The organism is Pelagibius sp. (assembly GCF_028281305.1).
Classification (GTDB): Bacteria; Pseudomonadota; Alphaproteobacteria; order Kiloniellales; family Kiloniellaceae; genus Pelagibius.
In genome coordinates this window covers 52,136-77,487 of record NZ_JANQKD010000094.1, presented here as the reverse complement: position 1 = coordinate 77,487, position 25,352 = coordinate 52,136, and the positions used below count along the sequence as shown (strand labels likewise).

General features: G+C 67.2%; 26 protein-coding genes. 4 read left to right on the top strand and 22 right to left on the bottom strand.

Annotated features, from left to right (window positions below; all coding sequences use genetic code 11):
• The 5 genes from Q0982_RS18365 to Q0982_RS18345 form a co-directional block, all read right to left on the bottom strand.
• A partial coding sequence (locus tag Q0982_RS18365) for an FAD-binding protein (protein WP_299397901.1) occupies positions 1-692 on the bottom strand: 692 nt, incomplete at its 3' end.
• Between the two features lie 111 nt (positions 693-803).
• The gene (gene sdhD, locus Q0982_RS18360) at positions 804-1,187 is read right to left on the bottom strand and encodes a succinate dehydrogenase, hydrophobic membrane anchor protein (RefSeq protein ID WP_299397900.1); all 384 of its coding nucleotides are present in this window, start codon (positions 1,185-1,187) and stop codon (positions 804-806) included.
• A gap of 1 nt (position 1,188) precedes the next feature.
• Complete coding sequence (sdhC, locus tag Q0982_RS18355; RefSeq protein WP_299397897.1) at positions 1,189-1,584, bottom strand: succinate dehydrogenase, cytochrome b556 subunit; 396 nt, start codon at positions 1,582-1,584, stop codon at positions 1,189-1,191.
• A 1,577-nt stretch (positions 1,585-3,161) separates the two neighbouring features.
• Positions 3,162-4,223: a MaoC family dehydratase gene (locus Q0982_RS18350; protein ID WP_299397896.1), complete on the bottom strand. Its 1,062-nt coding sequence runs from the start codon at positions 4,221-4,223 to the stop codon at positions 3,162-3,164.
• Positions 4,224-5,105: a CoA ester lyase gene (locus tag Q0982_RS18345; RefSeq protein ID WP_299397893.1), complete on the bottom strand. Its 882-nt coding sequence runs from the start codon at positions 5,103-5,105 to the stop codon at positions 4,224-4,226. It abuts the gene before it with no gap.
• A gap of 153 nt (positions 5,106-5,258) precedes the next feature.
• Between Q0982_RS18345 and pdxY the strand changes: the two genes are divergently transcribed.
• Positions 5,259-6,116, top strand: a complete 858-nt coding sequence (pdxY, locus tag Q0982_RS18340; RefSeq protein WP_299397892.1) for a pyridoxal kinase PdxY — start codon at positions 5,259-5,261, stop codon at positions 6,114-6,116.
• A 459-nt stretch (positions 6,117-6,575) separates the two neighbouring features.
• On the top strand, positions 6,576-7,199 hold the full coding sequence (locus tag Q0982_RS18335) for a DUF1062 domain-containing protein (protein ID WP_299397889.1): 624 nt from the start codon (positions 6,576-6,578) through the stop codon (positions 7,197-7,199).
• A gap of 192 nt (positions 7,200-7,391) precedes the next feature.
• Here the strand turns inward: Q0982_RS18335 and Q0982_RS18330 are convergent, their stop codons facing one another.
• The 3 genes from Q0982_RS18330 to Q0982_RS18320 all read right to left on the bottom strand — a co-directional run bounded on the left by Q0982_RS18330 (position 7,392) and on the right by Q0982_RS18320 (position 9,719).
• Positions 7,392-7,979, bottom strand: coding sequence for a tyrosine phosphatase family protein (locus Q0982_RS18330; protein WP_299397887.1), 588 nt, complete (start codon positions 7,977-7,979; stop codon positions 7,392-7,394).
• A gap of 10 nt (positions 7,980-7,989) precedes the next feature.
• A complete protein-coding gene (locus Q0982_RS18325; RefSeq protein WP_299397884.1) occupies positions 7,990-8,619 on the bottom strand; it encodes a LysE family translocator in 630 nt (209 codons plus the stop codon).
• 86 nt (positions 8,620-8,705) lie between these two features.
• Positions 8,706-9,719, bottom strand: coding sequence for an aspartate-semialdehyde dehydrogenase (locus Q0982_RS18320; RefSeq protein WP_299397882.1), 1,014 nt, complete (start codon positions 9,717-9,719; stop codon positions 8,706-8,708).
• A 212-nt stretch (positions 9,720-9,931) separates the two neighbouring features.
• Between Q0982_RS18320 and Q0982_RS18315 the strand changes: the two genes are divergently transcribed.
• Positions 9,932-10,276 (top strand): DUF962 domain-containing protein, encoded by a 345-nt coding sequence (locus Q0982_RS18315; protein WP_299397879.1) that lies wholly within the window; start codon positions 9,932-9,934, stop codon positions 10,274-10,276.
• 102 nt (positions 10,277-10,378) lie between these two features.
• Here Q0982_RS18315 and Q0982_RS18310 read toward each other — a convergent pair whose 3' ends face one another.
• From Q0982_RS18310 to Q0982_RS18285, 6 genes are all read right to left on the bottom strand, one after another.
• Positions 10,379-10,561: a hypothetical protein gene (locus tag Q0982_RS18310; RefSeq protein WP_299397877.1), complete on the bottom strand. Its 183-nt coding sequence runs from the start codon at positions 10,559-10,561 to the stop codon at positions 10,379-10,381.
• A 165-nt stretch (positions 10,562-10,726) separates the two neighbouring features.
• A complete protein-coding gene (locus Q0982_RS18305; RefSeq protein ID WP_299397875.1) occupies positions 10,727-12,025 on the bottom strand; it encodes an OmpP1/FadL family transporter in 1,299 nt (432 codons plus the stop codon).
• A 272-nt stretch (positions 12,026-12,297) separates the two neighbouring features.
• On the bottom strand, positions 12,298-13,410 hold the full coding sequence (gene leuB / locus Q0982_RS18300; protein ID WP_299397873.1) for a 3-isopropylmalate dehydrogenase: 1,113 nt from the start codon (positions 13,408-13,410) through the stop codon (positions 12,298-12,300).
• Between the two features lie 145 nt (positions 13,411-13,555).
• Positions 13,556-14,161: a 3-isopropylmalate dehydratase small subunit gene (leuD, locus tag Q0982_RS18295; RefSeq protein ID WP_299397870.1), complete on the bottom strand. Its 606-nt coding sequence runs from the start codon at positions 14,159-14,161 to the stop codon at positions 13,556-13,558.
• A gap of 205 nt (positions 14,162-14,366) precedes the next feature.
• Positions 14,367-14,900, bottom strand: coding sequence for a DUF882 domain-containing protein (locus Q0982_RS18290; RefSeq protein ID WP_299397869.1), 534 nt, complete (start codon positions 14,898-14,900; stop codon positions 14,367-14,369).
• 537 nt (positions 14,901-15,437) lie between these two features.
• Positions 15,438-17,102, bottom strand: a complete 1,665-nt coding sequence (locus tag Q0982_RS18285; RefSeq protein ID WP_299397866.1) for a murein L,D-transpeptidase — start codon at positions 17,100-17,102, stop codon at positions 15,438-15,440.
• 270 nt (positions 17,103-17,372) lie between these two features.
• Between Q0982_RS18285 and Q0982_RS18280 the strand changes: the two genes are divergently transcribed.
• Positions 17,373-18,683 (top strand): glycosyltransferase, encoded by a 1,311-nt coding sequence (locus Q0982_RS18280; RefSeq protein WP_299397864.1) that lies wholly within the window; start codon positions 17,373-17,375, stop codon positions 18,681-18,683.
• Here Q0982_RS18280 and Q0982_RS18275 read toward each other — a convergent pair.
• From Q0982_RS18275 to Q0982_RS18240, 8 genes are all read right to left on the bottom strand, one after another.
• A complete protein-coding gene (locus Q0982_RS18275; protein WP_299397861.1) occupies positions 18,677-18,868 on the bottom strand; it encodes a hypothetical protein in 192 nt (63 codons plus the stop codon). The two genes, Q0982_RS18280 and Q0982_RS18275, sit on opposite strands and share 7 nt — an antisense overlap.
• Before the next feature lie 113 nt (positions 18,869-18,981).
• Positions 18,982-20,400: a 3-isopropylmalate dehydratase large subunit gene (gene leuC, locus Q0982_RS18270; RefSeq protein ID WP_299397859.1), complete on the bottom strand. Its 1,419-nt coding sequence runs from the start codon at positions 20,398-20,400 to the stop codon at positions 18,982-18,984.
• A gap of 314 nt (positions 20,401-20,714) precedes the next feature.
• Entirely contained in the window at positions 20,715-21,170 is a 456-nt protein-coding gene (gene rplS / locus Q0982_RS18265) for a 50S ribosomal protein L19 (protein ID WP_299397856.1), read from the bottom strand.
• 39 nt (positions 21,171-21,209) lie between these two features.
• On the bottom strand, positions 21,210-21,962 hold the full coding sequence (gene trmD, locus Q0982_RS18260) for a tRNA (guanosine(37)-N1)-methyltransferase TrmD (protein ID WP_299397854.1): 753 nt from the start codon (positions 21,960-21,962) through the stop codon (positions 21,210-21,212).
• Between the two features lie 122 nt (positions 21,963-22,084).
• Positions 22,085-22,642: a ribosome maturation factor RimM gene (rimM, locus tag Q0982_RS18255; protein WP_299397851.1), complete on the bottom strand. Its 558-nt coding sequence runs from the start codon at positions 22,640-22,642 to the stop codon at positions 22,085-22,087.
• Between the two features lie 30 nt (positions 22,643-22,672).
• Positions 22,673-23,131, bottom strand: a complete 459-nt coding sequence (rpsP, locus tag Q0982_RS18250) for a 30S ribosomal protein S16 (protein WP_299397849.1) — start codon at positions 23,129-23,131, stop codon at positions 22,673-22,675.
• Positions 23,132-23,204: 73 nt separating this feature from the next.
• Positions 23,205-24,578, bottom strand: a complete 1,374-nt coding sequence (gene ffh, locus Q0982_RS18245) for a signal recognition particle protein (RefSeq protein ID WP_299397846.1) — start codon at positions 24,576-24,578, stop codon at positions 23,205-23,207.
• Positions 24,579-24,942: 364 nt separating this feature from the next.
• On the bottom strand, positions 24,943-25,149 hold the full coding sequence (locus tag Q0982_RS18240; RefSeq protein ID WP_167222589.1) for a cold-shock protein: 207 nt from the start codon (positions 25,147-25,149) through the stop codon (positions 24,943-24,945).
• Between the last annotated feature and the right edge of the window lie 203 nt (positions 25,150-25,352).

Below are 25,352 nucleotides of genomic sequence, written 5' to 3'. Positions count from 1 at the left end.
CGCGCCACCATGGCGTTGCCGTCGCCGGTCTGGGTGTGGGCGCCGGTGCAGGAGAAGTAGACCCGCCCGTAGCCGCCGGTGGCGATGATCACCATCTGGGCGCGGAAGCGGTGGATGGTGCCGTCGTCCAGGTTCCAGGCCATGAGCCCGCGGCAGGAGCCGTCTTCCATGATGAGGTCGAGGGCGAAGTACTCGATGAAGAACTCGGCGTGCTCGCGCAGGCTCTGCTGATAGAGCGTGTGCAGCATGGCATGGCCGGTGCGGTCGGCCGCCGCGCAGGTGCGCTGGGCGATGCCCTCGCCATAGTGGGTCGTCATGCCGCCGAAGGGGCGCTGATAGATGCGACCATCTTCGGTGCGGCTGAAGGGCATGCCGTAGTGTTCCAGTTCGAGGATCGCCGGCGCCGCCTCGCGCACCATGTACTCGATGGCGTCCTGGTCGCCCAGCCAGTCCGAGCCCTTGACGGTGTCGTACATGTGCCAGCGCCAGTCGTCCTCGCCCATATTGCCCAGCGAGGCGGAGACCCCGCCCTGGGCCGCCACGGTATGGCTGCGGGTCGGGAAGACCTTGGTCACGCAGGCGGTCTTCAGGCCCGCTTCCGCCAGACCCAGGGTGGCCCTCAGACCGGCGCCGCCGGCCCCGACGACGACGACGTCATAGGTATGGTCGACTATCTCGTAGGACTTGGTCATGCTCGGCCCTCAATTCCCCTTGTTGCGGTCACGGCGCATCCCCCGATGCCCCTTGCGGCCCGCTTCCTAGAGACCACTGTCGTTAAGCCCATTGTATCAGGCCCGCCCAATTCAAGCCTGCCCGAACAGCAGCAGCAGGACCGACAGAATTCCGGTCAGCGCCAGCACGATGGCCGCCGCCTTCGCCAGCAGCAGGCCGGCGATCTTCACCAGCTCTCTATGGACGTAGTCCTCGATCACCACCTGCAAACCGAGGTAGGCGTGGTAAAAGGTCGCAGCGATCAGCAGGATCAAAAGACCCGCCACAACGGGCGATCCGACCCAGGCGGCCACCGCCGTATAGTCGGCACCGCTCAGCGCAATGACCGACGCGCAAAACCACAGCGTCAACGGAATGAGGGCAATGGCGCTCAGCCGTTGAGCCCACCAGTGGCCGGTGCCGTCCTTGGCGGAGCCCAGACCTCTGACCCGTCCGAGGGGGGAGCGCAGGCTCATCTCAGGCCCCTCCCATCATGGTATAGCCGGCGATCCAGCTCACGAGGGTGAGGACCGCACTGGCCGCGACGACCAGAAGGCCGCTGCGCTCTGCCGTGCGCATCTCAAAGCCGTAGCCCGCATCCCAGACCAGGTGCCGGATGCCGTTGCAGAGGTGATAGAACAGGGCGAAGGTCCAGCCGAAGAGCAGCAGGCGGCCGATGACGGAGCCGACCAGTCCCTGTGCCGACGCAAAGGCGCTGGGTCCGCTCGCCGCCGCCGCCAGCCAATAGATCAGAAGCAGCGTCCCAACGGCCAGCGCCACCCCGGTGATCCGGTGCAGAATCGACAGGGTCGTGGTGATCTGCGGCCGGTAGACCTGCAAATGGGGGGAAAGGGGCCGATTGGAACTGCTCATACGCGGCTGCTTTCTTTCGGCTGCTTGCCAATGGATGTTCCGGATCGTCGCTCGAACCCCGGTCGACAGCGGCGACGCAGGAGGACCGGGCAGGCGGCGACAGTGAGGCGGGTGGCCGGGCTTTGTCTGTCCGCGCGGACCTTCATACCCGGTAAACCTCAACAATCCGTCTAGACCGCTTGAGATTTAGACCGCAGCGCAGCACAAGTCAACGTGGCGCACCACCTTCCGAGCCCTAGCCGTCCCAAAAAACACCACTGAATCAAAGGGTTTTCGACTTGGTCCCGGCCCGCCGGGGCCTCAGCGCGGCGCAGCGTCCGCCGTCAGCAGATGGCCCGCGGCCGGCGCCGGTTACAGCCTCTGCCACAGACTCTCAAAAGGTCGGCCCGCGATGGTTGCCGCAGCCGGCGAAAGGCCAGCCGGGCTTCAACTGTGGACAGACCTGTGGGCAAGATGTGAAGGAATTGTGCAGGATCGAAGAAACTATGCACAAGATTCTCGGTCGTCACGGAAATTTCGTGTTGTCGCAAAGGCGAATTCGAGCGAGCATCTTTTTGCACGCGAAAGCGCCGAACGGCGGAAACGCGGCCCTTCCGGAGGGTTTCGGCCCATCGGAATGCGGGACGAGGACCTTGGACCTTCGGGTTCGTGGACTTTGGATCGCAGCGGTTCCTGGAGGCTTCGGCCTCTGCGGATCTGAGGAGGCGGACCTTCGGGCTTGACTCCGATGAGACGGCGCGGCCTTCGGGCCGGGGGACAGCGCCTCACGGGCCCTCTCGGGGGCTTGAGAGGTCGGGTCGCAGGGTCCAACGTTCGGGGGTGGGCGGCCTCTTCGGAGGCAGCTTGTCCGGCGCCAATGATCGGGTTGCCCTGCAGTTCTTGATCATTGGTTTGGAAGGTGTCGGCCAGACCTTGTCTGTCATCTTCCAGCGGTGGCCGCTCCCCTTCCCCGTGTCGGGGGGCTGGTCAATCCGGGACGGCAGGACCTTCACGGGTCTTGCGAGGTCTCCCGACCCCAGCGGCTCGCTTGCGGACCGAGGGGGTCAGAGAGAGAGGCTCTTCGGAGGCTGTTTCTTGGAGGCTTCAGGTCGGAGGGCGTGCCCTGCGCCGCCGTCTGAGCGGGAGCTGGTTCCTCGGAACCACGCCCGTGCCCGGTCCGGAAGGACTGTTTGCGGTGGGCTCTGCTCACAGCACCACAGACTGACCGGAGGCTGGAAGACCGGCTACGAGAGAAAGTGGGCGCCAACCAAGTGAGTTCGCTCCCTTCGGGGAGGGTCACGATCTCGCAGCGCTTTATCGGTCACGCCAGGCCCGGTATCTGCGCGCAGATTATGACAAAGACCTCACTCGCCGCCGCGATCGCGCTGAGCTGGATCCAGCTCTTGAGGCGTCGGGTGTGCCCTTTCTTCCGGGGCACAGCGCAGTGGAGGTCTCCTCCTCTGCACCCGGCGCCTCAGTCATTACACGAGCGATTCCGCAGATTCAACTAAATTTTGTGGGGTCATCGAACTTTCACACAAGATTTGGCGTGAGTCCGAGACCCCTGCGCGCGGCCTTCGGCTGCTCCGGGACCGCAATCAGCGCGGCACCAGGACGCTGTAATCCAGGTCAAGCACCACCGCCGGGTCGTACTTGCCGTCGGCGTTTTTGTAGGGAAAGCCGTCGCAGGGCTGGTCCTTGGCCGCCACCGAGCGCAGGCGCAGAACGCCGAGGTCCGCCCGGCCTTCGACCGGCAGTTTCGCCAGCACCTCCGACCAGGCATAGATGGTGTCGCCGGCAAAGCTGGGCGCGGCATGGGTGCCGGCGTTGATCGCCAGCAGCTTCACCGCGTTGCCCAGGCCGTTGAAGCTGAGCGCACGGGCCAGCGAGATGATATGGCCGCCGTAGACGATGCGCCGGCCGAAGCGCCCCTGCCCCTCGGCGTGCTGGTTGAAGTGCACCCGCGCGGTGTTCTGGTAGAGCCGGGTGGCCGTGTGGTGTTCGGCCTCTTCGATGGTCATGGCATCGCCGTGGTCGATGCGCTCGCCTGCCGCATAGTCGTCCCAGCAGTGCGGGCTGCCGGCGGCAGCGAAGTCGAAGGCCGAGAGGTCCAGCCCCTCGGGAACGATGAGCTGCTCGGCGCCGACAGCCTCCGGCAGATCGGGCACCACCGGCGGCGGTGGCGGGGCCGCCGGGTCCTTCTTGCGCACCATGACCCAGCGGATGTAGTCCGCCACCATGGCGCCGTCCTGGTTGACCCCTTTGGTGCGCACGTAAACAACACCGGTCTTGCCGTTCGAATTCTCCTTGAGGCCGATCACCTCGCTCTCCGCCGACAGCGTGTCGCCGGGATAGACCGGCGCGCCGAAACGGCCCGCGGCATAGCCCAGGTTGGCCACCGCATTGAGGGAGATGTCGGGCACGGTCTTGCCGAAGACCACGTGAAAGACCAGCAGATCGTCCAGCGGCGCCCGCGGCAGCCCGATGGCCCGGGCGAAGATGTCGGAGGACTGCGGCGCGAAGCGTGAGCCGTAGAGCGCCGTATAAAGCGCCTGATCGCCGGCGCCCAGGGTGCGCGGCGTCGCATGGCGCAGCACCTGGCCGAGGCGGAAGTCCTCGAAATGATTTCCCGGGTTCTGCTTTGATGTGGCGGGAGCCATCTAGGCGGCGCTCTCCAGATCCGAGATCGCCTCCGCCAGGGCGACCAGCCGCTTGGCGTTCTCGACGTGGAGGTTTTCGATCAGCTTGCCGTCGACCACGACCACGCCCTGGCCGGCCGCCGTCGCCTCGGCATGGGCGGTGATGATCTTGTGCGACCAGGCGACCTCTTCGCCCGAGGGCGCGAAGACCTCGTTGGCCTTGGCGACGGTCTTGGGATGGATCAGGGTCTTGCCGTCGAAGCCCAATTCCCTGCCCTGGCGGCAGTGGGCGGCGAAGCCTTCGTCGTCGGAGAGGTCCAGGTGAACGCCGTCGACGATGGCCTTGCCGTAGGCGCGGGCCGCCAGGATGCAGAGCCCCAGGCTGGTCAGCACCGGCAGGCGTTCCGGCGTGTGCTCGGCCTGCAGATCCTTCACAAGGTCGGAGGTGCCCATGACAAAGCAGGTGACGCGCTCCGAAGAAGCGGCAATCTCCTGCGCGTTCAGCATGCCGAGCGGCGTTTCCATCATGCACATGATGCCCATCGCCGCCGGCGCGCCGGCGGCGTCCATGCGTGCCTCCAAATCAAGGACCATGGCCGCCGTCTCGACCTTGGGCAGCAGAATCGCGTCGGCCTGGGTGGGGGCGATGGCCGCAACGTCGTCAGCACCCCAGGGGCTGTCGAAGCCGTTCACCCGCACGATGATCTCCCGCGCGCCATAGCCGCCGGCAGCCAGGGCTTCGACGATCTGCCGGCGCGCGGTTTCCTTCGCATCAGGCGCCACAGCGTCTTCCAGATCCAGGATCAGCGCATCGGCCGGCAGGCTGCGGCCCTTCTCCAGAGCGCGGGCGTTGGAGCCGGGCATGTAAAGAACGGAGCGGCGCGGACGGGCGCGGACGGTCATCGACAAAGCCTCCCGATGGCGAAACGACGGCGGCGGCGGGCGGTTATCCCGCACCTGCGAACACGGGTGGCGACTATAATGCACCACCGCCCTGTGGCAAGCTGCGGGCCCGAGACACCTTTGCAGCCTGCGCCCAGTCCCCTGGAATCTGTGATGTCCGCCTTAAACGTGATCTCCGTCCAGTCGCACGTCGCCTACGGCCATGTCGGCAATGCGGCGGCTGTCTTCGCACTGCAGCGCCTGGGGATCGAGGTCTGGCCGGTGCATACCGTGCAGTTCTCCAACCACACCGGCTATCCCGACTGGCAGGGCCAGGTCTTTGCCGCCGAGGACATCGCCCGCCTGGTCGACGGGCTGGAGGCGCGCGGCGCCCTGGCAAACTGCGATGCGCTCCTGACCGGCTACATCGGCGATCCCGAACTGGGGGCCGTCATCCTGGACGCCGCGGCGCGCATCCGCGCCGCCAACCCGCGCGCGCTCTACCTCTGCGATCCCGTCATGGGCGACCACGGCAGGGGCCTCTTCGTGCGCGCGGGCGTGCCGGACTTTCTGCGTGGCCCGGCGCTGGCCGCCGCAGACATCCTGACCCCCAACCTCTTCGAGCTGGAGATCCTGACCGGCCGGAAGCCGGAGGGGCTTGAAGCCATCCGCGACACGGCCGCGTCGCTGCTCGTCCACGGGCCCAAGGCCGTGGTGGTGACCAGCTTCAGCCCGGAAGGCAACGCCGCGGGCGAGATGGAGATGCTGGCGGTGAACGCCGAGGGTGCCTGGCATGTTGCCACGCCGCGCCTGGCCATGAGCCCCAACGGCGCCGGCGATGCAGTGGCCGCCCTGCTGCTCGGCTTCTACCTGAAGACCGGCGCGCTGCCCGAGGCGCTGGGGTCGGCCGCGGCGGCGATCTTCGAGATCCTCGACACCACGCTGGAGAGCGGCGCGGAAGAGCTGCAGCTCATTGCCGCTCAGGGGCGACTGGAAACCCCACGCCGCCGCTTCGCCGTCCAACAGCTCTAGAGCAGATCCGGGTTTGATGGAATCGCGAAAGCGATCCATCCAACTCGGTGAAGCTGCTCTAACTCTTAGGTGTAGAGCGGATTCACATGTTTAGGCGCAAACACCAAAGTGTTTCCGTCTAAACATGATCCGCTCTAGGCATCGGCCCTTCACAAGCACGGCGGACTCCGCTAGAACCCGCCCACTCACAGCAAAGGGCGCACCGCACCGTGCCATCGTAACAGCCGGTCTCACCTGTTCCACCAGCCTACACGGCAGCGCCCCGCGCTGCCGAACCGAAGTCTGTGAGTTCTTCTTGGTGGCGGTTCGAGACCGGTATGGCACGGCTGAGCCGCGACCGGCACCCACGTCGCCACGCGGCTGACTCTCAAGCAATCCGAACCTCCCCTCGCACCGCGCCTCCTCGGCTTCTCGCTGCCGTCGTCTTGACGAACTTCCCAATGGGAAGAGCAAGCCGGCATGTCCGATACCCTGCGCGTCCTCTGGACGCTGGTTCCCCAGAGAGCCCCTCAACCCTGGCTGCACTGCAGCCACTGCGGCGACCCCAAACCCTTCGAGAGCAGTCACAAGTTCCGCCTCAACGCCAACGGCAAGCGCCTCGATGCCTGGTTGATTTACCACTGCAGGGCCTGCGGCCAGACTTGGAACCGCCCGCTTCTGGAACGCCGTCCCGCCGCCTCGGTCGATCCGCAGCTCCTGGCAGCCTTGCAGCAGAACGACCCGCACCTGGCGCGGCACCTGGCCTTCGACATCGAAGACCTGCGCCGCAGATCTGCGCGCATCGAGGCCTGCGGCGGAGCAAAGGTGAAGAAGGTGGCGCTTGGGCTGCCGACACGCCCGGCGGCACGGCTGGAGATCGGTTTTGCGCTCGCAGTTCCGGTCTCTCTGCGTTTGGACCGGCTCCTCGCGGCAGAACTCGGTCTATCGCGCAAACGCCTCCATTGCATGCAGGATGAGGGCAAGTTGGTGGTTTCTCCCGCGGGAGCGCGCCGGCTCAAGAAGCCCCCCCGGGACGGCTGGCGGCTTGCTTTGGATCTGTCGCAAGAGGATGACCGCGACGCGATCGCGGCAGCCGCCCGGTGACCGCATCGCCGGGATCCGGGTTCAGGGCCGGGTTCAGGGATCGGCGCGGCGCGCCAAAGGCTGCAGGGCCGCCCGCATCTTCAGTTGCAGCGCGTTCAGCTTCAGCGGGTTCTTCTTGGGCATGCCCAAGGCCGAGCGCCCGAGAGGGCATGCGCCAAGAGGCACGTCAGGCCACGACATCAGGCATGGACGTTAAGCCGGAACGATGGCCATATCCACTTCGCGGCGGCGCCCGAGGCGCGTCATCCAATCTGCGAATTGCGGGTCTTGCTGCAGCTGATAGCCATAGTGTCGGCGCAGGGCGGCGGTCAGTTTGCCGTCGCGGCGCAACAGATCGTCGGCGTATCCGATCATGACGGAGTTTGGCCAGGCCTGCGGGCGGACCGTCCTCAGCCTTTCGAAAAGCCGGTCTTCCGCCTCCTCAGGATGCACCTGGGCCAAGAGGGAGAGCATCGCGGCGGTCGAGCGCGAAACGCCCATATGGCAGTGAACCAGCAGATGCCCGTCCTCACGCAAGGCACCGGAGGCCGCAAGTGCCGCGCCAAACTGCAGGATCTCCTCGAGATGCGCCGGTGCCGGCATGACCTTCCCTTCGACCGGCTCGATGGTGTCGTGGAACCGCAGGGTGGTGCGCTGGTGATCGCCAAACTGCTCGAACGCGTCGATCTCCGGCCAGTCCGGATCGATCAGCGACAGGACATGGGTGACACGCCGCCGCGCCTGGCCGGGCAACTCCTCGATGCCGCAGATGGTGAGGACGGAAAGAGAGACTGGTTTCATGCCTCAGCCCTCAGGTCCGCCGGCTGGCGCTGGCCAGCAGCCCGGCCGCCGCCAGCAGCAGACCGCCGGTGATGCGGTTGACCAGAGATGCACGGTCGCGCAGCAGCGGTGCGAAGACCTTGCCGGAGAGCACATAGGCGAAGGCCGCCAGGACTTCGGTGGCCAGGAAGGTGAGCCCGATGACGGCGAACTGCGGCAGTGCCGGCTCGCCCGGCACGACGAACTGCGGGAAGACGGCGGTGAAAACGAGGATGGCTTTCGGATTGCCCAGCGCGACCAGAAACTCGCGCCGCGCCATCACCGCAACCGACTGGCCGGCGCGGCCTGTGCCGCCGCCGGGATCGTTCGGCGAGGCTGCCGGCGCGGTGAGCGCCCGCAGGCCCAGGTAGACCAGGTAGGCGACGCCCGCCCACTTGATGATCTGGAAGGCGAGTTCGGACGCCGCCAGCACGGCCCCCAGGCCGAGCGCGGCGATAACGATCATCACCGCGAAGGCGCCGATGCGCCCGCCCACCGCGGCCAGCGAGCGGCCGGCCCCGAACCTGAGGCCGTTGGTGAGGGCCAGAAGATTGTTGGCGCCGGGGGAGAGCGAGATCAGCAGCGCCGCTACCACAAAGACCAACCAGCTTTCCAAGGACATGGTCTCTTCCTTTGTTCGGGCCCGTTGTCGGACCAAGTACGGGCGGGCGGCGGCGAAGCCCGCCCCGCAGCATCTACCCCATCAGCCTAGAGGTAATCGCGGGTCAGGGTCTCGGCGATCTGCACGGCGTTCAAGGCCGCACCCTTGCGCAGGTTGTCGGAGACCACCCAGATCGACAGGCCGTTGTCGACGGTCGGATCGCTGCGGATGCGGCTGACGTAGACCTGGTCCTCGCCGGCGCATTCCGCCGGGGTGACATAGCCCTCGTCGACCCGGTGATCGATCACGGTGACGCCCTCCTGGGCGCTCAGAGCCTCGCGCGCCTCTTCCGGCGAGATCGGGTTCTCGAATTCGAGGCTCACCGCCTCGGCATGGCCGACAAAGACCGGCACCCGCACGCAGGTCGCCGAGACCTTGATGGCGGGATCCAGGATCTTCTTGGTCTCCACCACCATCTTCCACTCTTCCTTGGTGGAACCGTCGTCCATGAAAGAATCGATATGGGGGATCACGTTGAAGGCGATCTGCTTGGTGAAGATCTCCGGGCGCACCGGCTCGTTCACGTAGATGCCGCGGGTCTGGGTGAAAAGCTCGTCCATGCCTTCCTTGCCCGAACCGCTGGCCGACTGATAGGTCGCGACCACCACGCGGCGGATGCGCGCCAGCTCGTGCAGCGGCTTCAGCGCCACCACCATCTGGATGGTCGAGCAGTTGGGATTGGCGACGATGTTGCGCTTCGAATAGCCGGCCAGAGCCTCGGCGTTCACCTCCGGCACCACCAGGGGAACGTCGGGGTCCATGCGGAAGTGGGAGGTGTTGTCGATCACCACCGCGCCCTTCTGCGCCGCCTTGGGCGAGAACTGGGCGGAGATCGAGGCCCCGGGCGAGGACAGCACGATGTCGGTGCCCTTGAAGTCGAAGGCGGCCAGGTTCTGGACCTTCACCTCGTCGTCCTCGCCGAAGGAGATCTTGCTGCCGACCGAACGCTCGGAGGCCAGGGCCGCGATATCGTCAACCGGAAAGGCCCGTTCGGAGAGGGTCGTCATGATCTCGCGACCCACGGCGCCCGTGGCGCCGACCACTGCTACTCTGTATCCCATGACTCTACCTATCTGCCTTTCTCAATCGACGGGCCCGCAATTGTCCGGTCCGACCGGTTGTCCGGAACCGCGGGAGGGGTTAAATCAAAGTCGGGGCCCCGCTTCAAGCTGGGGCTCATGCCGGGGCTCATGCCGGGGCTCATGCCGGGGCTCATGCCGGGGCTCATTCTGGGCTTCAAGGGTCGGGCCGGCGGCAAGGCTGAAGCGGCGAGGTGAACGGACGCGCGATGGAACGCTCCAAGGACTACCGGTCTTTCTGGCCCCGCTATCTGGGCGAGCACGACAAGCCGGCGACCCGCGCGCTGCACTACCTCGGCACCTCTCTGGGGCTCATCCTGCTGGCCGGCGGCGTCGCCACGGGTCTGTGGTGGCTGTTTCCGGCGGCCCTGGTCTGCGGCTATGCCTTTGCCTGGCTGTCCCATGCCGCGATCGAGCGCAACCGCCCGGCCACCTTCACCCACCCGCTGTGGTCCTTCATCAGCGACTTCCGCATGCTCTTCGCCTGGCTGGGCGGCGGGCTGGCTGCGGACCTGTATAGCCCGGCGTCCCACCGCTGAGCGGTCGCCGGCCTCTATGCTGTCGTGTCCCTGAAAGGCGCCCCTTAAGAAGAAAGGCCGCCCAGAGGGACGGCCTTTCGTATCGTCCATGGGTCTGGTCGCCTAGTTCTTGGCGGTCTCCGGAGTGGTCTTGATGACCGGAGTCGACTGCTTGGCGTCCGCCGTGACGACGGGTTTCGAAATCTCGACTGTCTGGGAATAGCCGCCGCAGCCGGCCGCAAGGGCGGAGCCCGCGAACCCGGCGACGCCTGCCGCAACCACGAGGGCGGTAAGGGTCTTTTGCATAAGGTCTTCTCCCAATGGAGCGTGTCGGCGGACTTTAGCCGCGCCCCGGTCGGCGGTCAATTGATCGATTTGTGACCGCGCCGCCCGGAACAGGACAGGGCCGGGAAAGGGCCGCCGCCGAACAGCGGGGCCCGAACCGTCAGCCCGAGCTGTCAGCCCGAGCTGTCAAAACGTGATCTTCCCCTGCAGTGCGATGATGTCGATGGAGGTTTCGTAGGTTCCCTCCAAGCTGCCGCGGGATGCATTGTTGGGGTCGTCGAAGTCAAGGTCGAGGTCCGCATCCGGCAGAAAGATGTGGGTGTAGCCCAGCGAAACCGACAGCCAGTCGTACGGATCGTAGGAGACGCCGCCGGAGATCCAATAGCGGTCCTCGTCCGGGATGCGGGGCGTACGCGTACGGTCGGGCACCGGGCTCTCGTCGAACGCCACCCCGGCTTTGAAGGTCCAGTCTTCGAAGGGTTTGTAGGTCGCGCCGAGACCGAAGAACCAGACGTTCGTCCAGTTCTCCTCGGTCACACTGGGATCCTGAGCCGGGTTGTCGAAGTTGATCCTGAGCTCGCGAAAGCGGCTCCAGTGGGTCCACTGCACCTCGCCCATGATCGACAACTCGTCGGTGATGTCCTGGTGAATGCCCAGGCTCACCTGTTCCGGCAGCTGGGTGCTGGCATCGGCGCCGGTGTCGACGAAGGCCCCGGTGGCCCCGGAAACCGTGGCGCCGATCCCGGTGCCGAGATCGAAGTTGGCATCCCCCTCCAGGGTGTGGGAGACCATGGAACGGTAGCCGAGCCCGATGCGGGTGCCCTCCATCGGCGTCAGCGTGGCCCCCAGTGTGAAGCCGAAGCCCCAGTCGTCGGCCCGCAGCACCGCCCGGCCGTCCTCCTGGCCCGGGACCCCGCCGAGGCCGGCGCCGATGGTGCCGAAGTCGATGGCGTTGGACAGCTTGGCATCCGCGTACTGGGCGACGAAGCCGGCACCGACGGAGAGGTATTCGTTCACCCGATAGGCCACCGTCGGCGAGATGTTCACCGTGGTGAGCCGCGAGTCGAGCGCGTGGTAGCGCCCGATCCAACCCTCCGGATTGGTGGTTCTGAGGCCGAAGGGCGAGGTCAGGGCGAGGCCCAGACGCAGGTCCTCGGTCGGCGAGATCATCGCATAGGTGGCCGGCACGAAGGCGTCCACGCCGATGTCATCATTTCCGGTGAACCCGGCGGCGGTGCCGATGGCGCCGCCGCCGACCGCCGGCGTGAAGGTGCCACTGCCGTTTTTGAACTCGGCCTGCGGGATGATGATGCTGCCGACCGTGACGATCTGGTTGCCTTCGTGAAAGGTCAGCAGCGACGGATTGAAGAACATCGTCGAAATGTCTTCGATACCGGTCGAGGCACTGGCGAAAGAATGGCCCTGCGAGGACCCGCTCTGCTCCTTGATGGCAAAGCCCGCGGCCCAAGCCGGGGCGGCGATCATCTTCGGCAGCGTGAGCGCAGCCAGGGTAAGAGTGGAAACTGTAAGAGTTGAAAGTGCCGCCTTGAGCCGGCGACGGGCAGAGTGACTTGCCACTGAGCGTCCCCCCAACGCTTGTTTCTTATGGTTGTAGGGGAACTATAGCTTCCATGATTAAGTGGTAAAATATCTGATCCACTCGTGCCACAAAAAAGCCTTACGGCATCATGGCTTGGCGCTCATGGCCCTTGAGAGGGCCCTGCGCTCAGCAATCTGCAGTTGCTGCTCCTGAAACCTCAGGCAGCCCGGGACTCCAGGGCGGCGAGCAGCGCGTCGCCCATCTGGGAGGTCGAAACCAGCGTGCTGCCGGGCCCGGCGATATCGCCGGTCCGATGCCCCGCGGCCAGCACGTCCTCAACGCCCTTTTCGATCAGGTCAGCATCCTCGGCCAGGTCGAAGGAATAGCGCAGCATCATGGCGAAGCTCAGCAGCGTGGCCAGCGGGTTGGCCTTGCCCTGGCCGGCGATGTCGGGGGCCGAGCCGTGCACCGGCTCGTAGAGCGCCGGGATGCGCCCGCTGGCATCGGCGGCCCCCAGCGAGGCGGAGGGCAGCATGCCGAGCGAGCCGGTGGCCATGGCCGCGGCGTCGGAAAGCATGTCGCCGAAGAGGTTGTCGGTCACGATGACGTCGAACTGCTTGGGTGCGCGGACCAGCTGCATGGCGCAGTTGTCGGCCAGCATGTGGCTGAACTCGACCTCGGGATACTCGGCCGCATGGAGCTTGGTCACCTCCTCGCGCCACAACAGCCCGGATTCCATAACGTTCGACTTCTCCACCGAGCAGACCCGGTTCTGGCGCTTCTTGGCGAGGTCGAAGGCGACCCGGGCGACACGCTGGATTTCCGGGGTGGTGTAGACCTGGGTGTTGACGCCCCGGCGGGTGCCGTCAGGCAGGGTTTCGATACCGCGCGGCTCGCCAAAGTAGACGCCGCCCGTCAGCTCCCGCACGATCATGATGTCGAGACCGGACACCACCTCCGCCTTGAGGCTGGAAGCCTCCACCAGAGCATCGAAACACAGCGCGGGGCGCAGGTTGGCGAAGAGTTCCATGTCCTTGCGCAGGCGCAGGAGGCCGCGCTCCGGCTTCAACTCGAAGGGCACCTCGTCCCACTTCGGGCCGCCGACAGCCCCCAGCAGCACCGCGTCGGCAGCCATGGCCCGGTCCACCGTGGCATCGCTCACCGGCGCCCCCTCCGCATCGATCGCAGCGCCGCCCACCAGGCGCTCCTCGACATCGAAGGTCACCGCACGGCGCTTGTCCATCCAGTCGATGACCCGCCGCACCTCGCCCATCACTTCGGGACCGATGCCGTCGCCCGGCAAAAACAGAAGCTTCTTGTTGGACGCCATGTCTCGCGTCTCCCCCCGCAGCAGAACTCGTTTGAAGGGGCCGGCGGTCCCAGGAGACCGGCCGGCTGTAGAGATGGTTTCTTGCCCCCTCGGAAGAGGCCGGCTTCGCGCCCGCGCGCGAGCGCTCCCGAACCGGACTAGAGGACTAGAGCCACGGCTGGCTGCCGCTGCGCGCCTCCTCGAAGGCCGTGATCGCATCGGCCTTTTCCATGGTCAGGCCGATGTCGTCGAGCCCGTTCAGCAGGCAGTGCTTGCGAAAGGCATCGATCTCGAAGTGGATCTTGCCGCCGTCGGGCCCGGTGATCTCCTGCTTCTCCAGGTCGACACTGACCACCGCGTTGGCACCGCGCTCGGCGTCGTCCATCAGCAGGTCGACCTGCTCCTGCGGCAGCACGATGGGCAGAATGCCGTTCTTGAAGCAGTTGTTGTAGAAGATGTCGGCGAAGCTGGGGGCGATGACGCAGCGGATGCCCGCGTCCAGCAGCGCCCAGGGTGCGTGCTCGCGGCTGGAGCCGCAGCCGAAGTTCTCCCCCGCCACCAGAATGCTGGCGTCGCGGTAGGCCGGCTGGTCGAGAACAAAGCCCTCCTTGGGCTTGCCGGCCTCGTCGAAGCGCATCTCGTAAAAGAGGCCCTTGGAGAGCCCGGTGCGCTGCACGGTCTTCAGGAACTGCTTGGGGATGATCATGTCGGTATCGACATTGACCAGCGGCAGGGGCGCCGCGACCCCGGTCAGGGTGGTGAACTTGTCCATCGCTCTCTCATGTTCTTCCGGAGCGGGCAGCGGCGCGCTGCCCGGTTCCGGGAGCGGATCATAAGAGGTCAGGCGAAAAGGTCAAAGCCCCGCGCACGCAGGACAGCCATGCCCCGGTTTCGGGGCCTCCCGGGGCCTCCCGGGGCCTCCCGGAGGCCTGCCGGGCATCTGTTGGGACGTCCGCGGTGGAAGGAGGGGCCCGCCTTCAGGCGCCCCAGCGCCGCACCCGGCCGGTATCCACGTGGATAAAGCCGGACTTGGTGTAGAGGCCGACCCCGCCGCCCTGGAGGGCGAGCGCCGCCTGATGCAGCGCCTTCAGGTCACGCTCCGGCAGGCGTACGTCGACGGCCATGCCGCGCATGTGGAAAGAACGCTTGGCGACCCCATTGCTCTTGGAGGCCAGATTGGCGTTGGTCTTGGGTGATCGGTAGCCGGAGATCAGCTCAAAGGGCTGCTCGCTGTCCATGGAGCGGCGCAGGGCGTAGAGCAGGTCCAGCAAGTTGCGGTCCATCTGCCAGACCTCGCCGCTGCGCCAGTCGCGCAGCACGTGGTTCAGCCGGTCCAGGGCCTCGGCCTGAAAAACGCCGTCGCGCAGATAGGTGGCGGCCACCTCTTCGCCGGTGTGCAGGGAGCGGAAGGCCAGACTGCGGGTCGCCGGCATGGGTTTGGCGGCCAAGGCGAGGCTTGGCACCAGCATCGTGGTGGTCAGCACCGCGGCGCCCGTGGCCGCAGCGGTCACGAATCGGCGGCGCGACGCCGCCCTTGCAGACAAAGGGTGAGCCCTGTGGTCCATGCCGCCTTAGGTCCTCTCTGAAGCGGATACGATACGGGGGAGATGTCCGTTCAGACCTTGCGCCCCCAATGACGAACGGACGGTTAACGGAATACACGCTTCGGCTGCGCGAAGCAACGGGAGGGGTAGTCCAAAAGGAGTAGTCGCACGGCAGCGGAACGCCGGACGCCGTCAGGTTCCCACCCCTGAACCTACTGTCGCTTCGGACGCTGCCTTATTCCTTCTCCCCTGGCAGAAGGGGGAGACCAACCGTGCCGACGCTCCGGTTCCCTCTCCCCTGGAGGGAGAGGGAGGGGCCCGCGCCAGCGGGAGGGTGAGGGGGGTGGCGGCTCTATCTGTCGCGGAGCAGCAGGCGGTGTTCGCGCCGCGCTGCGGTGGTTCCCCCTCACCCAGCTTCGGCTAGGCGCGCCTCAAGGCACGCCAAGCCTTCGCAACCCTCTCCCACCAGGGGAGAGGGTTTTCTGTGCGGGGAAAGCCGCCCCCTTACCGCCAGCCGCCGGCGCGCGCGCCGAGCAGAGCCTCGGCCAGCTTGGCGTCGCGGCCGTAGACGTCCTTGCGGAAGTGCACGCTGCCGTCCTTGTTGACCCAGGAAGTCAGGTAGCTGATGTGCACCGGCAGCGGCTGATCCAGGGTGACGATACGCCGTTCTCCCGAATCGATGGTCTGATTGATCCGCTGCAAGGGCCAGTCGCCGGTTTTCGCCAGCACCGCGGCGGCCAGGCCCGGCGGGTCGGAAACCCGGATACAGCCGTGGCTGAAGGTTCGCTCGTCCTTGCCGAAGAGCGTCTTTGCCGGGGTGTCGTGCAGGTAGATATTGAAGCGGTTCGGGAACATGAACTTCAGGCGCCCCAGCGCGTTGCCGTCGCCCGAACCCTGGCGCAGCTTGTAGGGAAAGCTGTTGCGGTTGACCGCCGCCCAGTTGACCGTCACCGGGTCGACCACGCTGGCCCCGCTGCTCCAGTCGCTGAACAGGGTGAAGTTGTTGCTGGCCAGATAGCTCACATCATCCTTGATCTTCGGCAGCAGCTCCTTGCGGGCGATACTGGGCGGGACGTTCCAGTAGGGATTCATCACCAGATAGGTCATCTGGTGGCTGAAGACCGGCGTCGAGTGATAGGGCCTGCCGACGACCACCGGCATGTCGAGCAGGGTCTTCTCCCCCTCCACCAGCTTCAGGAGCTGGTCGGCCAGGTTGACGAAGATGTGGCGCCGGCCCAGGTCGTCCGGCATCCAGCGCCGACGCTCCAGGTTCAGCACCATCTGTTCGATGCGCGCCTCGATCGGCACGTTGAGGGCGGCCAGGGATTTCTTGCCCACCGCGCCGTCCTGGGTCAGGCCGTGGCGGTACTGCATCCACTTCACCGCCTCGACCATGGGCTCGTCGTAGAAGTCCGGGTCGCCGCCCGCCTCGGCAAGGTCGTTCTCGGGCTTCAGGTCGCCCCAGAGGCGCAGGCGGGCCCGCAGCAGACCGACCCGCGGGTCGCTCATGCCCGGCTTCAGGGTCGGTCCCTCGGGGATCGGCTCCCAGCCGCCCTGGGTCGCCAGCGCCCGGTACTCCGCCAGCGCCGCCTTCTGACGGTCGTAGCGCGGCGTGTTGGGGCGGTAACGCTGCAGGAAGGCTTCCAAGTCCTGCGCCCCGGCGGCAACGGCCAGCACCTCCTCGCGCAGCACCTCCTCGCGGAACACGAAGAGCTCCGGATCGGCGACATGGGGCGTGGTGCGCCCCTGGCCGAGGTCGGCGGCAAAGCGGATCAGACCCTGGGTCAGGCGGATCTCCAGTTCGGCCAGCGCCGTTACGGCCGTGCTGCCCAGCAGCGCCGCGATGTCTTCGGCGCCGTAGTCGGCGGGGTCGAGGGCGTCCAGATCCGCCGCGGTGAGCAGGGCCGAGAGCTGACGCGCTTTCGGGCCGGCCCCGCTTTCCTGAACCCAGAGCGGCTCCAGGCCGCGGGCCTGGTAGAAGCGCTCCAGCACCGTCAGGGTCTCGATCTCGTCGTCGGTCGCCGCCGCGCCGACACCGGCGCGCAGCTGCGCCTCCAGGGCCTGTTGCAGCGGGGCATCCTGCAGCGGGCCCGCCTGGGCAAGGCCCGGGGCAGCGCCCAGGCTGAAGACAAGCAGGCACAAGCCCAACCCGATCGCACGGAGTTTCATCGCATCGTCCCCTCTTCGCCGCCCCCGGCTGTGGCTCTCGACCACCGTTCTTCACTTGCGGCACTTTTCGCCACTGGGGCGCAGGCACCGACGGGTTTTGCCCTTCGGCGCCGCTCTCTCGCCCCTATAGGATCACAGCGGGCTGCGGGTTTCCACCCCGGCCCCTACAACCGCTGGGCCTGACGGCGCTGCAAAAAAGGGGGAGCCTCCGGAGTACAGGCGCCTTGAGCCGGGCTCGACCTTGCAGGTGAAAGCCTCTATCCCGGTCCCATGCGCATTCTGATTCTCACCCTCGGGTCGCGCGGCGACGTACAGCCCTATGCCGCGCTCGGCGCCGCCCTGAAGGCGCGCGGCCACGACGTCACGCTGGCCACCGGGCAAGGCTTCGAGGACATGATCGAAGCGCAGGGGCTGCCAGCCGCGCCGCTGACCGACGACGTCCGCCAGATGATCCAGACACCGGAGATGCAGAAGGCCCTGCGCACCTTTTCCGGCAAGGTGCAGGCCTGGCGCGCCTCCAAGGGGATGTACCGCCGCCAGCTCGACGAGATGTGGGCCGTCGCCCGGGACATCCGGCCCGACATGCTTGTCTACCACCACCCCAAGGGCCTGGCCGCCCAGTCCATCGCCGAGGCGCTGCGGATCACCGCCATTCCGACGGCGCTGATCCCCGCCTACATCCCCACCGCCGCCTTCCCCAGCCCCGGGCTGGCCCTGCCGGATCTTGGGCGCTTCGGCAACAGGATGAGCCACCGGGTCGTGGTCGGCCTCATGTCCCGGCTGCTGGCCGGGCAGATCGGCGCCTGGCGCCGCAACAGTCTGGGGCTGACCACCAGGCCGCCGCGGGATCTTTTCGCCGGCCACCGGCCGGAGAACAGAGCGGTGGTAAGGCTGCACGGCTTCAGCCGACACCTCGTACCATTCCCTGAGGACTGGGGCGGCGCGGAAGAGATCACCGGCTACTGGTTTTCAGACAGCCCCACCGACTGGCGGCCGCCGGAGGATCTTGCACGCTTTCTCGCAGCGGGCCCGCCACCGGTTTACGTCGGCTTCGGCAGCATGCCCGCCGAGAATGCGGAACACCTCACCCGGACCATCCTGGAGGCCCTGACCATGGCCGGGCGGCGCGCCGTGCTGGCAACGGGCTGGGGCGGCCTCGCCGCCGGGATCGCCGAAAACCAGATCGCCACGGAGGTTCATGTTTTGGAGAGCGCCCCCCACGCCTGGCTGTTTCCGCGCTGCGCCGCGGTTGTCCACCACGGCGGCGCCGGCACCACCCACGAAGGGCTGCGCTGGGGGCGCCCCTCGATCCTCTGTCCGGTGTTCGGCGATCAGCCCTTCTGGGGACGGCGGGTCCTGCAGGCCGGCGCCGGCCCGCCGCCGCTGCCGCAGAAACGGCTGACGGCCGCCGCCCTGGCCGGGGCGCTGGCAGCGACCGAAGATCCCGCCCTGCGGGCCCGGGCCGCGGCGCTGGGCGAGGCCCTGCGCGCGGAGCCCGGCGCCGAGGGTGCGGCAGCTGCCATCAATAGACTTTCGACCGGAGAGTCAGCGGCGGCAGGGCGCCGCGAAGCCGGTCAGTGACGCTGCTTGCGGGACAGCGCCGTGAGCAGGGCCAGGTCGGGCTCCGGTTCGTGGGCGTCGCGCTTCTGGCCGGGGGTAAAGGGCCTGACGATGCGCAGCTTGCCGCTGGACATGTCGCGCACTGCCACGAGTTCACCGCCCGCCCATCCCCGGTCCGCGGGCATCTTCAAAAAGCGTTTCGGCATGTCATCTCCCTGGGTGTCTGCCTGCCTCTTGCCGAGACAGCCGTTAAGGCCCCTCCTTGACCTCGAACGCGGTGTCCGGTCTGACGCCGGACTGTCCGCGCCCCTGGGGTTCGCTAAAGCTCCCGGACGTCGGCCAGGCGGCCGGCGATCGCCGCCGCCGCGGCCATGCCCGGGCTCATCAGGTGGGTGCGCCCGCCGCGACCCTGGCGCCCCTCGAAATTGCGGTTCGACGTCGAGGCGCAGCGTTCGCCCGGCTGCAGCCGGTCGGCGTTCATCGCCAGGCACATGGAACAGCCCGGCTCGCGCCAGTCAAAGCCGGCTTCGACGAAGATGCGGTCCAGGCCCTCTTCCTCGGCCTGGTTCTTCACCAGGCCTGAGCCCGGCACGATCATGGCATGCACGCCTTCGGCCACCTTGCGGCCCTCGGCCACGCGGGCGACCTCGCGCAGGTCTTCGATGCGCCCGTTGGTGCAGGAGCCGATGAAGACCTTGTCGATGGCGACCTCGGACAGCGGCGTGCCGGCCTCCAGGCCCATGTAGGCGAGCGAGCGCTCCATGGCCTGGCGCTTGGCGTCGTCGCGCGCCTCCTCCGGGCTCGGCACCCGTCCGGTGATCGGCACCACGTCCTCCGGGCTGGTACCCCAGGTGACCTGCGGGTCGATCTCGCCGGTGGCCAGCGTCACTTCCTTGTCGTAGCGCGCGCCATCGTCCGAGGGCAGGGTCTGCCAATAGGCAAGCGCCTGTTCCCAGGCGCCGGCCTTGGGCGCCATGGGGCGGCCCTTGACGTAGTCGTAGGTCGCCGCGTCGGGCGCGATCAGCCCGGCCCGTGCACCGCCTTCGATGGACATGTTGCAGACCGTCATGCGGCCTTCCATCGACAGATCGCGGATCGCCTGGCCGGCGTATTCGATGACATGGCCGGTGCCGCCGGCGGTGCCGATCCTGCCGATGATGGCGAGGATCAGGTCCTTGGCGGTCACGCCCAGCGGCAGGGCGCCGTCGACGGTGATGCGCATGTTCTTGGCGGGCTGCTGGATCAACGTCTGGGTCGCCAGCACGTGCTCGACCTCGGAGGTGCCGATGCCGAAGGCCAGGGCCCCGAAGGCGCCATGGGTGGCGGTGTGGCTGTCGCCGCAGACTATGGTCATGCCCGGCTGGGTGAAGCCCTGCTCCGGCCCGATGATATGGACGATGCCCTGGCGCACGTCGTTCATGTCGAAGATCGGCACGCCGAAGTCGGCGCAGTTCCGCTCCAGGGTCTCCACCTGGATGCGGCTTTCCTCTTCCTCGATGCCCTTGGAGCGGTCCGTGGTCGGCACGTTGTGGTCCGGCACTGCCAGGGTCGCCTCGGGCCGGCGCACCTTGCGCCCGGCAAGGCGCAGCCCTTCGAAGGCCTGCGGGCTGGTGACCTCATGCACCAGGTGACGGTCGATGTAGATCAGGCAGGTGCCGTCGTCCTGGCGGTCGACCAGGTGGCTGTCCCAGATCTTGTCAAAGAGGGTGCGCGGACCCTCGGCGTCTCGGGCGGACATGTCGTTCTCGTTCCTTGCGGCCGTTGCGTCCGGCCTTTTGGTTTCTATCCGGCGTGGTTTCTATCTGGCGATGACTTCGGCCATTGCGAGGCCTAACGGTCCGTTTTCGTGGCCAATTCTAGGAGCCGATTTTCGGGAGGCGGAGCATAGCGCCGCGGGCCTGATCGTCAAAGACCGTTCACCCGCGCCCGCAACCCAGGAGCACAACGGAAGTCGGGGGCCAAAAGGAAAAGGCCCGCCGGCGCTTTCGACAAGCGGCCAGGCGGGCCCCTTCAGGGACTGTCCGGAAAGCCTTCCGGAGCAGAGGCCGGGGCTCAGCCCTCGGCCTTCTCCGCCTTCTTGGACTTGCTGCGCTCGGCCTTGGCCTTGGCGGCCTCTTCCTTGGCCGCCGCTTCCAGCTTGCCGCTGTGGCCGGTGGTCTGCTCGCGAATGCGCGCCGCCTTACCGGTGCGCCCGCGCAGGTAATAGAGCTTGGCCCGGCGCACGTCGCCGCGGCGCACCACCTCGATGGACTCGATGCGCGGGCTGTAGAGCGGGAACACGCGTTCCACGCCTTCGCCGTAGGAAAGCTTGCGCACCGTGAAGGCCGAGTTCAGGCCGCGGTTGCGCCGGGCGATGCAGACGCCCTCAAAAGCCTGGACGCGCTCGCGGCTGCCTTCGCGCACCTTCACGTTGACCCGCAGCGTGTCGCCCGGCGCGAAAGCCGGCACCGCCTTGTCAGCGGTCAGCTTGCCGAGCTGTTCCTGTTCCAGTTGCTCGATGACGTTCATGGCTCTCAATCCTCAAACCCTCGCCCGGGCCCCCTGGCCTCAAGGCTTGTCCTTCCGGTAGCGCGCCCAGAGATCCGGGCGGCGCCGCTTTGTAATCTCCTCCGCCTGCGCCTGGCGCCAGAGGCGGATCTTCTCGTGGTGACCGGAGGACAGCACCTCCGGCACCTTGCGGCCCTGCCACTCGGCGGGCCTTGTGTAGAGGGGGTACTCCAGCAACCCCTCAAAGGCATCGGCCCCGAACGACTCCTCGCCCGGGCTGGCCTCGTTCCCCATGACGCCTGGCAGCAGACGGATCACGGCATCCATCAACACCAGGGCCGCCGTCTCGCCGCCGGAGAGAATATAATCCCCGACCGAGACTTCCTGGACGTCGCGGGCCTCCAGGACCCGTTCATCGACCCCCTCGTAGCGGCCACAGAGCACGGTGACCCCCGGCCCTGCTGCCAATTCCCGCACCCGGTCCTGCGTCAGCAGACGCCCCCGGGGCGAGAGATAGAGGACCGGAGCTTCGCCCGCGGATCCTCCTTCGTTCTCCCGGGCCCAAGCGGCCCAGGTTTCCTGCGCGGCGCCGAGCGCCGCATCGACCACATCGGGCCGCATCACCATGCCGGCGCCACCCCCGAAAGGGGTGTCGTCCACGCTGCGGTGTTTATCGCGCGCGAAATCCCGGATGTCCAGGACATCGAGCGCCCAGAGGCCCTTGTCCAGGGCCTTTCCCGCCAGACTTTGCCCCAACGGCCCCGGAAACATCTCCGGGAAGAGCGTCAGGACCAGCGACCGCCATGCCGCCATGGCATTTCCTCCCCCGACGCCCCCGAAACTCGGCCACAAATCTGCGTCCAGCGGCCAGGGCGGCGCTTTATGCCGCCGGGGCGCCGCTTTGTCCAGCCCCCCAATCCAATCAGCCCTGGGCCTCAGGCTTCTTTGTCGCCGCCGTCTTTGTCCGCGCCGCCTTCGGTCTCCTCCGGCGCCAGCACCACCAGGCGGCCCGCGGCCAGGTCCACTTCCGGCACCACCGCCCGGGTGAAGGGCAGGATACGGCTGCGCCCCTCGCCATCGACAATCTCCAGCAGGTCGCCGGCGCCGTAGTTCTCGACCGCCGCCACCCGCCCGATCTCGGCCCCGGCCGGGTCCTCGGCGCGCAGGCCGATCAGGTCGGCGTGGTAGAAGGTCTCTTCCTCCTCCAGCGCCGGGAGCGCGGCCCGCTCGACGTAAAGCTCGGTGCCGTGCAGCGCCTGGGCCTGATCGCGGTCCGAAACGCCCGTGGCCTTGACCAGCACCACGCCCTTGGCCCGGCCGACGGCCTCCAGCGTCCAGCGCTGGCGGCCGGGGCGGTCGCTCACCGGGCCATAGGCGGCGACGTCCTCGGGCACCTCGGTGAAGCTTTTGACCTTCACCAGGCCGCGCACGCCGTGGGCGCCGACCATGACCCCCAGGCAAACGCGGTCCCCGTCCTCAGGCGCGCGCGCCATGGCGGAGCCGCCCGAGCCAAGCCCGGCCGCTTACTCGGCCTTCGCCTCTTCGGCAGCTTCTTCCGCAGGGGCCTCTTCAGCCGGCGCCTCTTCAGCCGGGGCTTCCTCGGCGGGAGCCTCCGCCTCGGCCGCGGCGGCTTCTTCGGCGGCCTTCTTGGCCTCCTCAGCCTCCTGCAGACGCTCCTGCGCCTTTTGGCCGGGCTGGTTCTTCTTGGTCTGGCGCGGGATGCGGCGCGCCGGCGCCAGATCGGCAGCGGCCAGGAAGCGGCTCACCCGGTCGCTGGGGGTGGCGCCGACGGAGAGCCAGTGCTTGGCCCGCTCGGTGTTCAGGACGATGCGCTCCGGATGATCCTTGGCGACCATCGGGTTGTAGGAGCCGATGCGCTCGATAAAGCGGCCGTCGCGCGGGCTGCGGGAATCCGCCACCACGATACGATAGAAGGGCCGCTTCTTGGCGCCGCCGCGGGACAGACGAATCTTCAGGGACATTGCGGTTACTCTCTTTCTGCTTTCACGCTGTTCTGTTCGTTGATCTCGGTTTGGAGAAAGGCCGAAGCGGTACCTAGCCGAAGGGGTTGCCGCCGCCACCCGGCATCATTCCCGGCAGGCCGCCGCGCAGCATGCCCTTCTTGCCCATCTTCTGGACCCGCCTCATCACGCGGGTCGCATCCTTGTGCTGCTTCAGCAGCTTGTTGACTTCCTGCACCGTGGTGCCGGAGCCCTTGGCGATGCGCTGCTTGCGCGAGGCCTTGATGATCTCCGGCTTCTGGCGCTCCTTGGGGGTCATGGAGGACAGCACCGCGAGCTGGCGCTTCACCATGCCGTCGTCCAGCTTGGCTTTCTTGAGCTGCTGCATCTGGGCGCCGGACATGCCCGGCAGCATGCCCATCAGGCTGGAAAGGCCGCCCATCTTCTGCATCTGCTGGAGCTGCTTGGCGAAGTCGTCGAGGTCGAAGGTGCCCTTCTGCAGTTTCTTGGCGAGCTTTTCCGCCTCGTCCTGCTCGATGGTTTCCGCCGCCTTTTCCACCAGCGAGACCACGTCGCCCATGCCGAGGATGCGCGAGGCCACACGGTCGGGATGAAAGCCCTCCAGGTCCTCCAGCTTTTCGCCGACGCCGATCAGCTTGATGGGGCAGCCGGTGACCGCGCCCATGGACAGCGCCGCGCCGCCGCGGGCATCGCCGTCGACGCGGGTCAGCACGATGCCGGTGAGGCCCACCTTCTCGTTGAAGGTCGAGGCCACGGTCACCGCGTCCTGGCCGGTCATGGCATCGGCCACCAGCAGGCTTTCATGCGGCTTGGCGGCATCGCGCACCGCCGCCACCTCGGCCATCAGCTCCTCGTCAATGGCCAGCCGCCCGGCGGTGTCCAGCATGACCACGTCGTAGCCTTCCAGCGCGCCGGCCTGCATGGCGCGCTTGGCGATCGCCACCGGCGGCTCGCCCGGCACGATCGGCAAGGTCATGACCCCGGCCTGCTCGCCCAGGACCTTGAGCTGCTCCTGGGCCGCCGGACGGCGCACGTCCAGCGAGGCCATCAGGACCTTTTTCTTTTCCCGCTCCTGCAGGCGGCGGGCGATCTTGGCGCAGTTGGTGGTCTTGCCGGCGCCCTGCAGGCCGACCAGCAGAATGCCGACCGGCGGCGTGGCGCGCAGGTCCAGGCCGACGCTCTCGCTGCCCAGGGTCTCGACCAGGTGGTCGTGGACGATCTTGATGACCATCTGGCCCGGCGTCACCGAGCGCAGCACCTCCTGCCCGACCGCCTTTTCCCGCACGCCCTCGACGAAGTCTTTCACGACCGGCAGGGCGACGTCGGCCTCCAGCAGGGCGACGCGCACCTCGCGCAGCGCGGCGGTGACGTCCGCCTCGCTGAGGGCGCCGCGCCGGGTCAGCTTGTCGAATACGCCGGAAAGCCGTTCTTGCAGGCTGTCAAACATGGGTCTCGGTCGATCCTCAAAAAGTCCCGCGCCGGTTAAAGCGCGTCGAGCCAAAGCATTTCGCGCCAGTGCGCGAAACTCGCGGACTGGCGGGGCCGCCCCGGGCATATGGGGCTTTCAGCCGGTTACGTCACCTTGGCCTGAACGGCGCGGAATTTAGGGGCCCGGGCCCGGGAGGTCAAGCACCTCTGCGACCTGACTTTCCCCCGGCACTCCCCCAGCACTCCGTCCGCCTGCAAACGAAAGCGGCCTGCAAACGAAAGCGGCCGCCCTTCCTGGGCGGCCGCATCGAAAAGCGCTTCTCGTTTCTGGGACGAAACCCTCCCGTCCAGGGCGGCGTCCCTCTGCGTTCCGACCTCTCTGGTCAGTCGGCAGCCTGAATGTTCACCGCCTTGGGCCCGCGGGCGTCGGGCTGAACCTCGAACGTCACCTTCTGGCCTTCGACAAGCGGGCCCATGCCCGAGCGCTCGACGGCGGAGATGTGGACAAACACGTCCTTGGAGCCGTCTTCCGGCGCGATAAAGCCGAAGCCTTTGGTGGTGTTAAAGAACTTCACGGTTCCCGTGATCATGGTCTGGGTCTTCCTTCGAACTGCAACTTAGTGCGCCCCGGAACGCTTCTGCCCGGGCCGAGTGAAAGCACAACAAGGTACAGGAAGGCTCAGGCACGGACGTTTACCGACCCACCCATCGAACTTTTTGAGATTTGGCCTCGCGAGTTCCGACCAGCGGCGGTGCAACCGATCCTGCGGCTTCTGACTTTGCGTCCGTCACC

Excerpts from the sequence above, each read along its gene's own strand:
- Q0982_RS18280 (WP_299397864.1), top strand. The coding sequence starts at position 17,373 with ATGCGCATTCTGATTCTCACCCTCGGGTCGCGCGGCGACGTACAGCCC.
- trmD (WP_299397854.1), bottom strand. The coding sequence starts at position 21,962 with ATGGCGGCATGGCGGTCGCTGGTCCTGACGCTCTTCCCGGAGATGTTT.
- leuD (WP_299397870.1), bottom strand. The coding sequence starts at position 14,161 with ATGGACAAGTTCACCACCCTGACCGGGGTCGCGGCGCCCCTGCCGCTG.
- Q0982_RS18350 (WP_299397896.1), bottom strand. The coding sequence starts at position 4,223 with ATGGCTCCCGCCACATCAAAGCAGAACCCGGGAAATCATTTCGAGGAC.
- Q0982_RS18305 (WP_299397875.1), bottom strand. The coding sequence starts at position 12,025 with ATGATCGCCGCCCCGGCTTGGGCCGCGGGCTTTGCCATCAAGGAGCAG.
- rimM (WP_299397851.1), bottom strand. The coding sequence starts at position 22,642 with ATGGCGCGCGCGCCTGAGGACGGGGACCGCGTTTGCCTGGGGGTCATG.
- Q0982_RS18335 (WP_299397889.1), top strand. The coding sequence starts at position 6,576 with ATGTCCGATACCCTGCGCGTCCTCTGGACGCTGGTTCCCCAGAGAGCC.
- Q0982_RS18285 (WP_299397866.1), bottom strand. The coding sequence starts at position 17,102 with ATGAAACTCCGTGCGATCGGGTTGGGCTTGTGCCTGCTTGTCTTCAGC.
- leuB (WP_299397873.1), bottom strand. The coding sequence starts at position 13,410 with ATGGCGTCCAACAAGAAGCTTCTGTTTTTGCCGGGCGACGGCATCGGT.
- sdhD (WP_299397900.1), bottom strand. The coding sequence starts at position 1,187 with ATGAGCCTGCGCTCCCCCCTCGGACGGGTCAGAGGTCTGGGCTCCGCC.
- pdxY (WP_299397892.1), top strand. The coding sequence starts at position 5,259 with ATGTCCGCCTTAAACGTGATCTCCGTCCAGTCGCACGTCGCCTACGGC.
- Q0982_RS18275 (WP_299397861.1), bottom strand. The coding sequence starts at position 18,868 with ATGCCGAAACGCTTTTTGAAGATGCCCGCGGACCGGGGATGGGCGGGC.
- Q0982_RS18330 (WP_299397887.1), bottom strand. The coding sequence starts at position 7,979 with ATGAAACCAGTCTCTCTTTCCGTCCTCACCATCTGCGGCATCGAGGAG.
- sdhC (WP_299397897.1), bottom strand. The coding sequence starts at position 1,584 with ATGAGCAGTTCCAATCGGCCCCTTTCCCCCCATTTGCAGGTCTACCGG.
- Q0982_RS18345 (WP_299397893.1), bottom strand. The coding sequence starts at position 5,105 with ATGACCGTCCGCGCCCGTCCGCGCCGCTCCGTTCTTTACATGCCCGGC.
- Q0982_RS18320 (WP_299397882.1), bottom strand. The coding sequence starts at position 9,719 with ATGGGATACAGAGTAGCAGTGGTCGGCGCCACGGGCGCCGTGGGTCGC.
- ffh (WP_299397846.1), bottom strand. The coding sequence starts at position 24,578 with ATGTTTGACAGCCTGCAAGAACGGCTTTCCGGCGTATTCGACAAGCTG.
- leuC (WP_299397859.1), bottom strand. The coding sequence starts at position 20,400 with ATGTCCGCCCGAGACGCCGAGGGTCCGCGCACCCTCTTTGACAAGATC.
- Q0982_RS18310 (WP_299397877.1), bottom strand. The coding sequence starts at position 10,561 with ATGCAAAAGACCCTTACCGCCCTCGTGGTTGCGGCAGGCGTCGCCGGG.
- rpsP (WP_299397849.1), bottom strand. The coding sequence starts at position 23,131 with ATGTCCCTGAAGATTCGTCTGTCCCGCGGCGGCGCCAAGAAGCGGCCC.
- Q0982_RS18240 (WP_167222589.1), bottom strand. The coding sequence starts at position 25,149 with ATGATCACGGGAACCGTGAAGTTCTTTAACACCACCAAAGGCTTCGGC.
- Q0982_RS18325 (WP_299397884.1), bottom strand. The coding sequence starts at position 8,619 with ATGTCCTTGGAAAGCTGGTTGGTCTTTGTGGTAGCGGCGCTGCTGATC.
- rplS (WP_299397856.1), bottom strand. The coding sequence starts at position 21,170 with ATGAACGTCATCGAGCAACTGGAACAGGAACAGCTCGGCAAGCTGACC.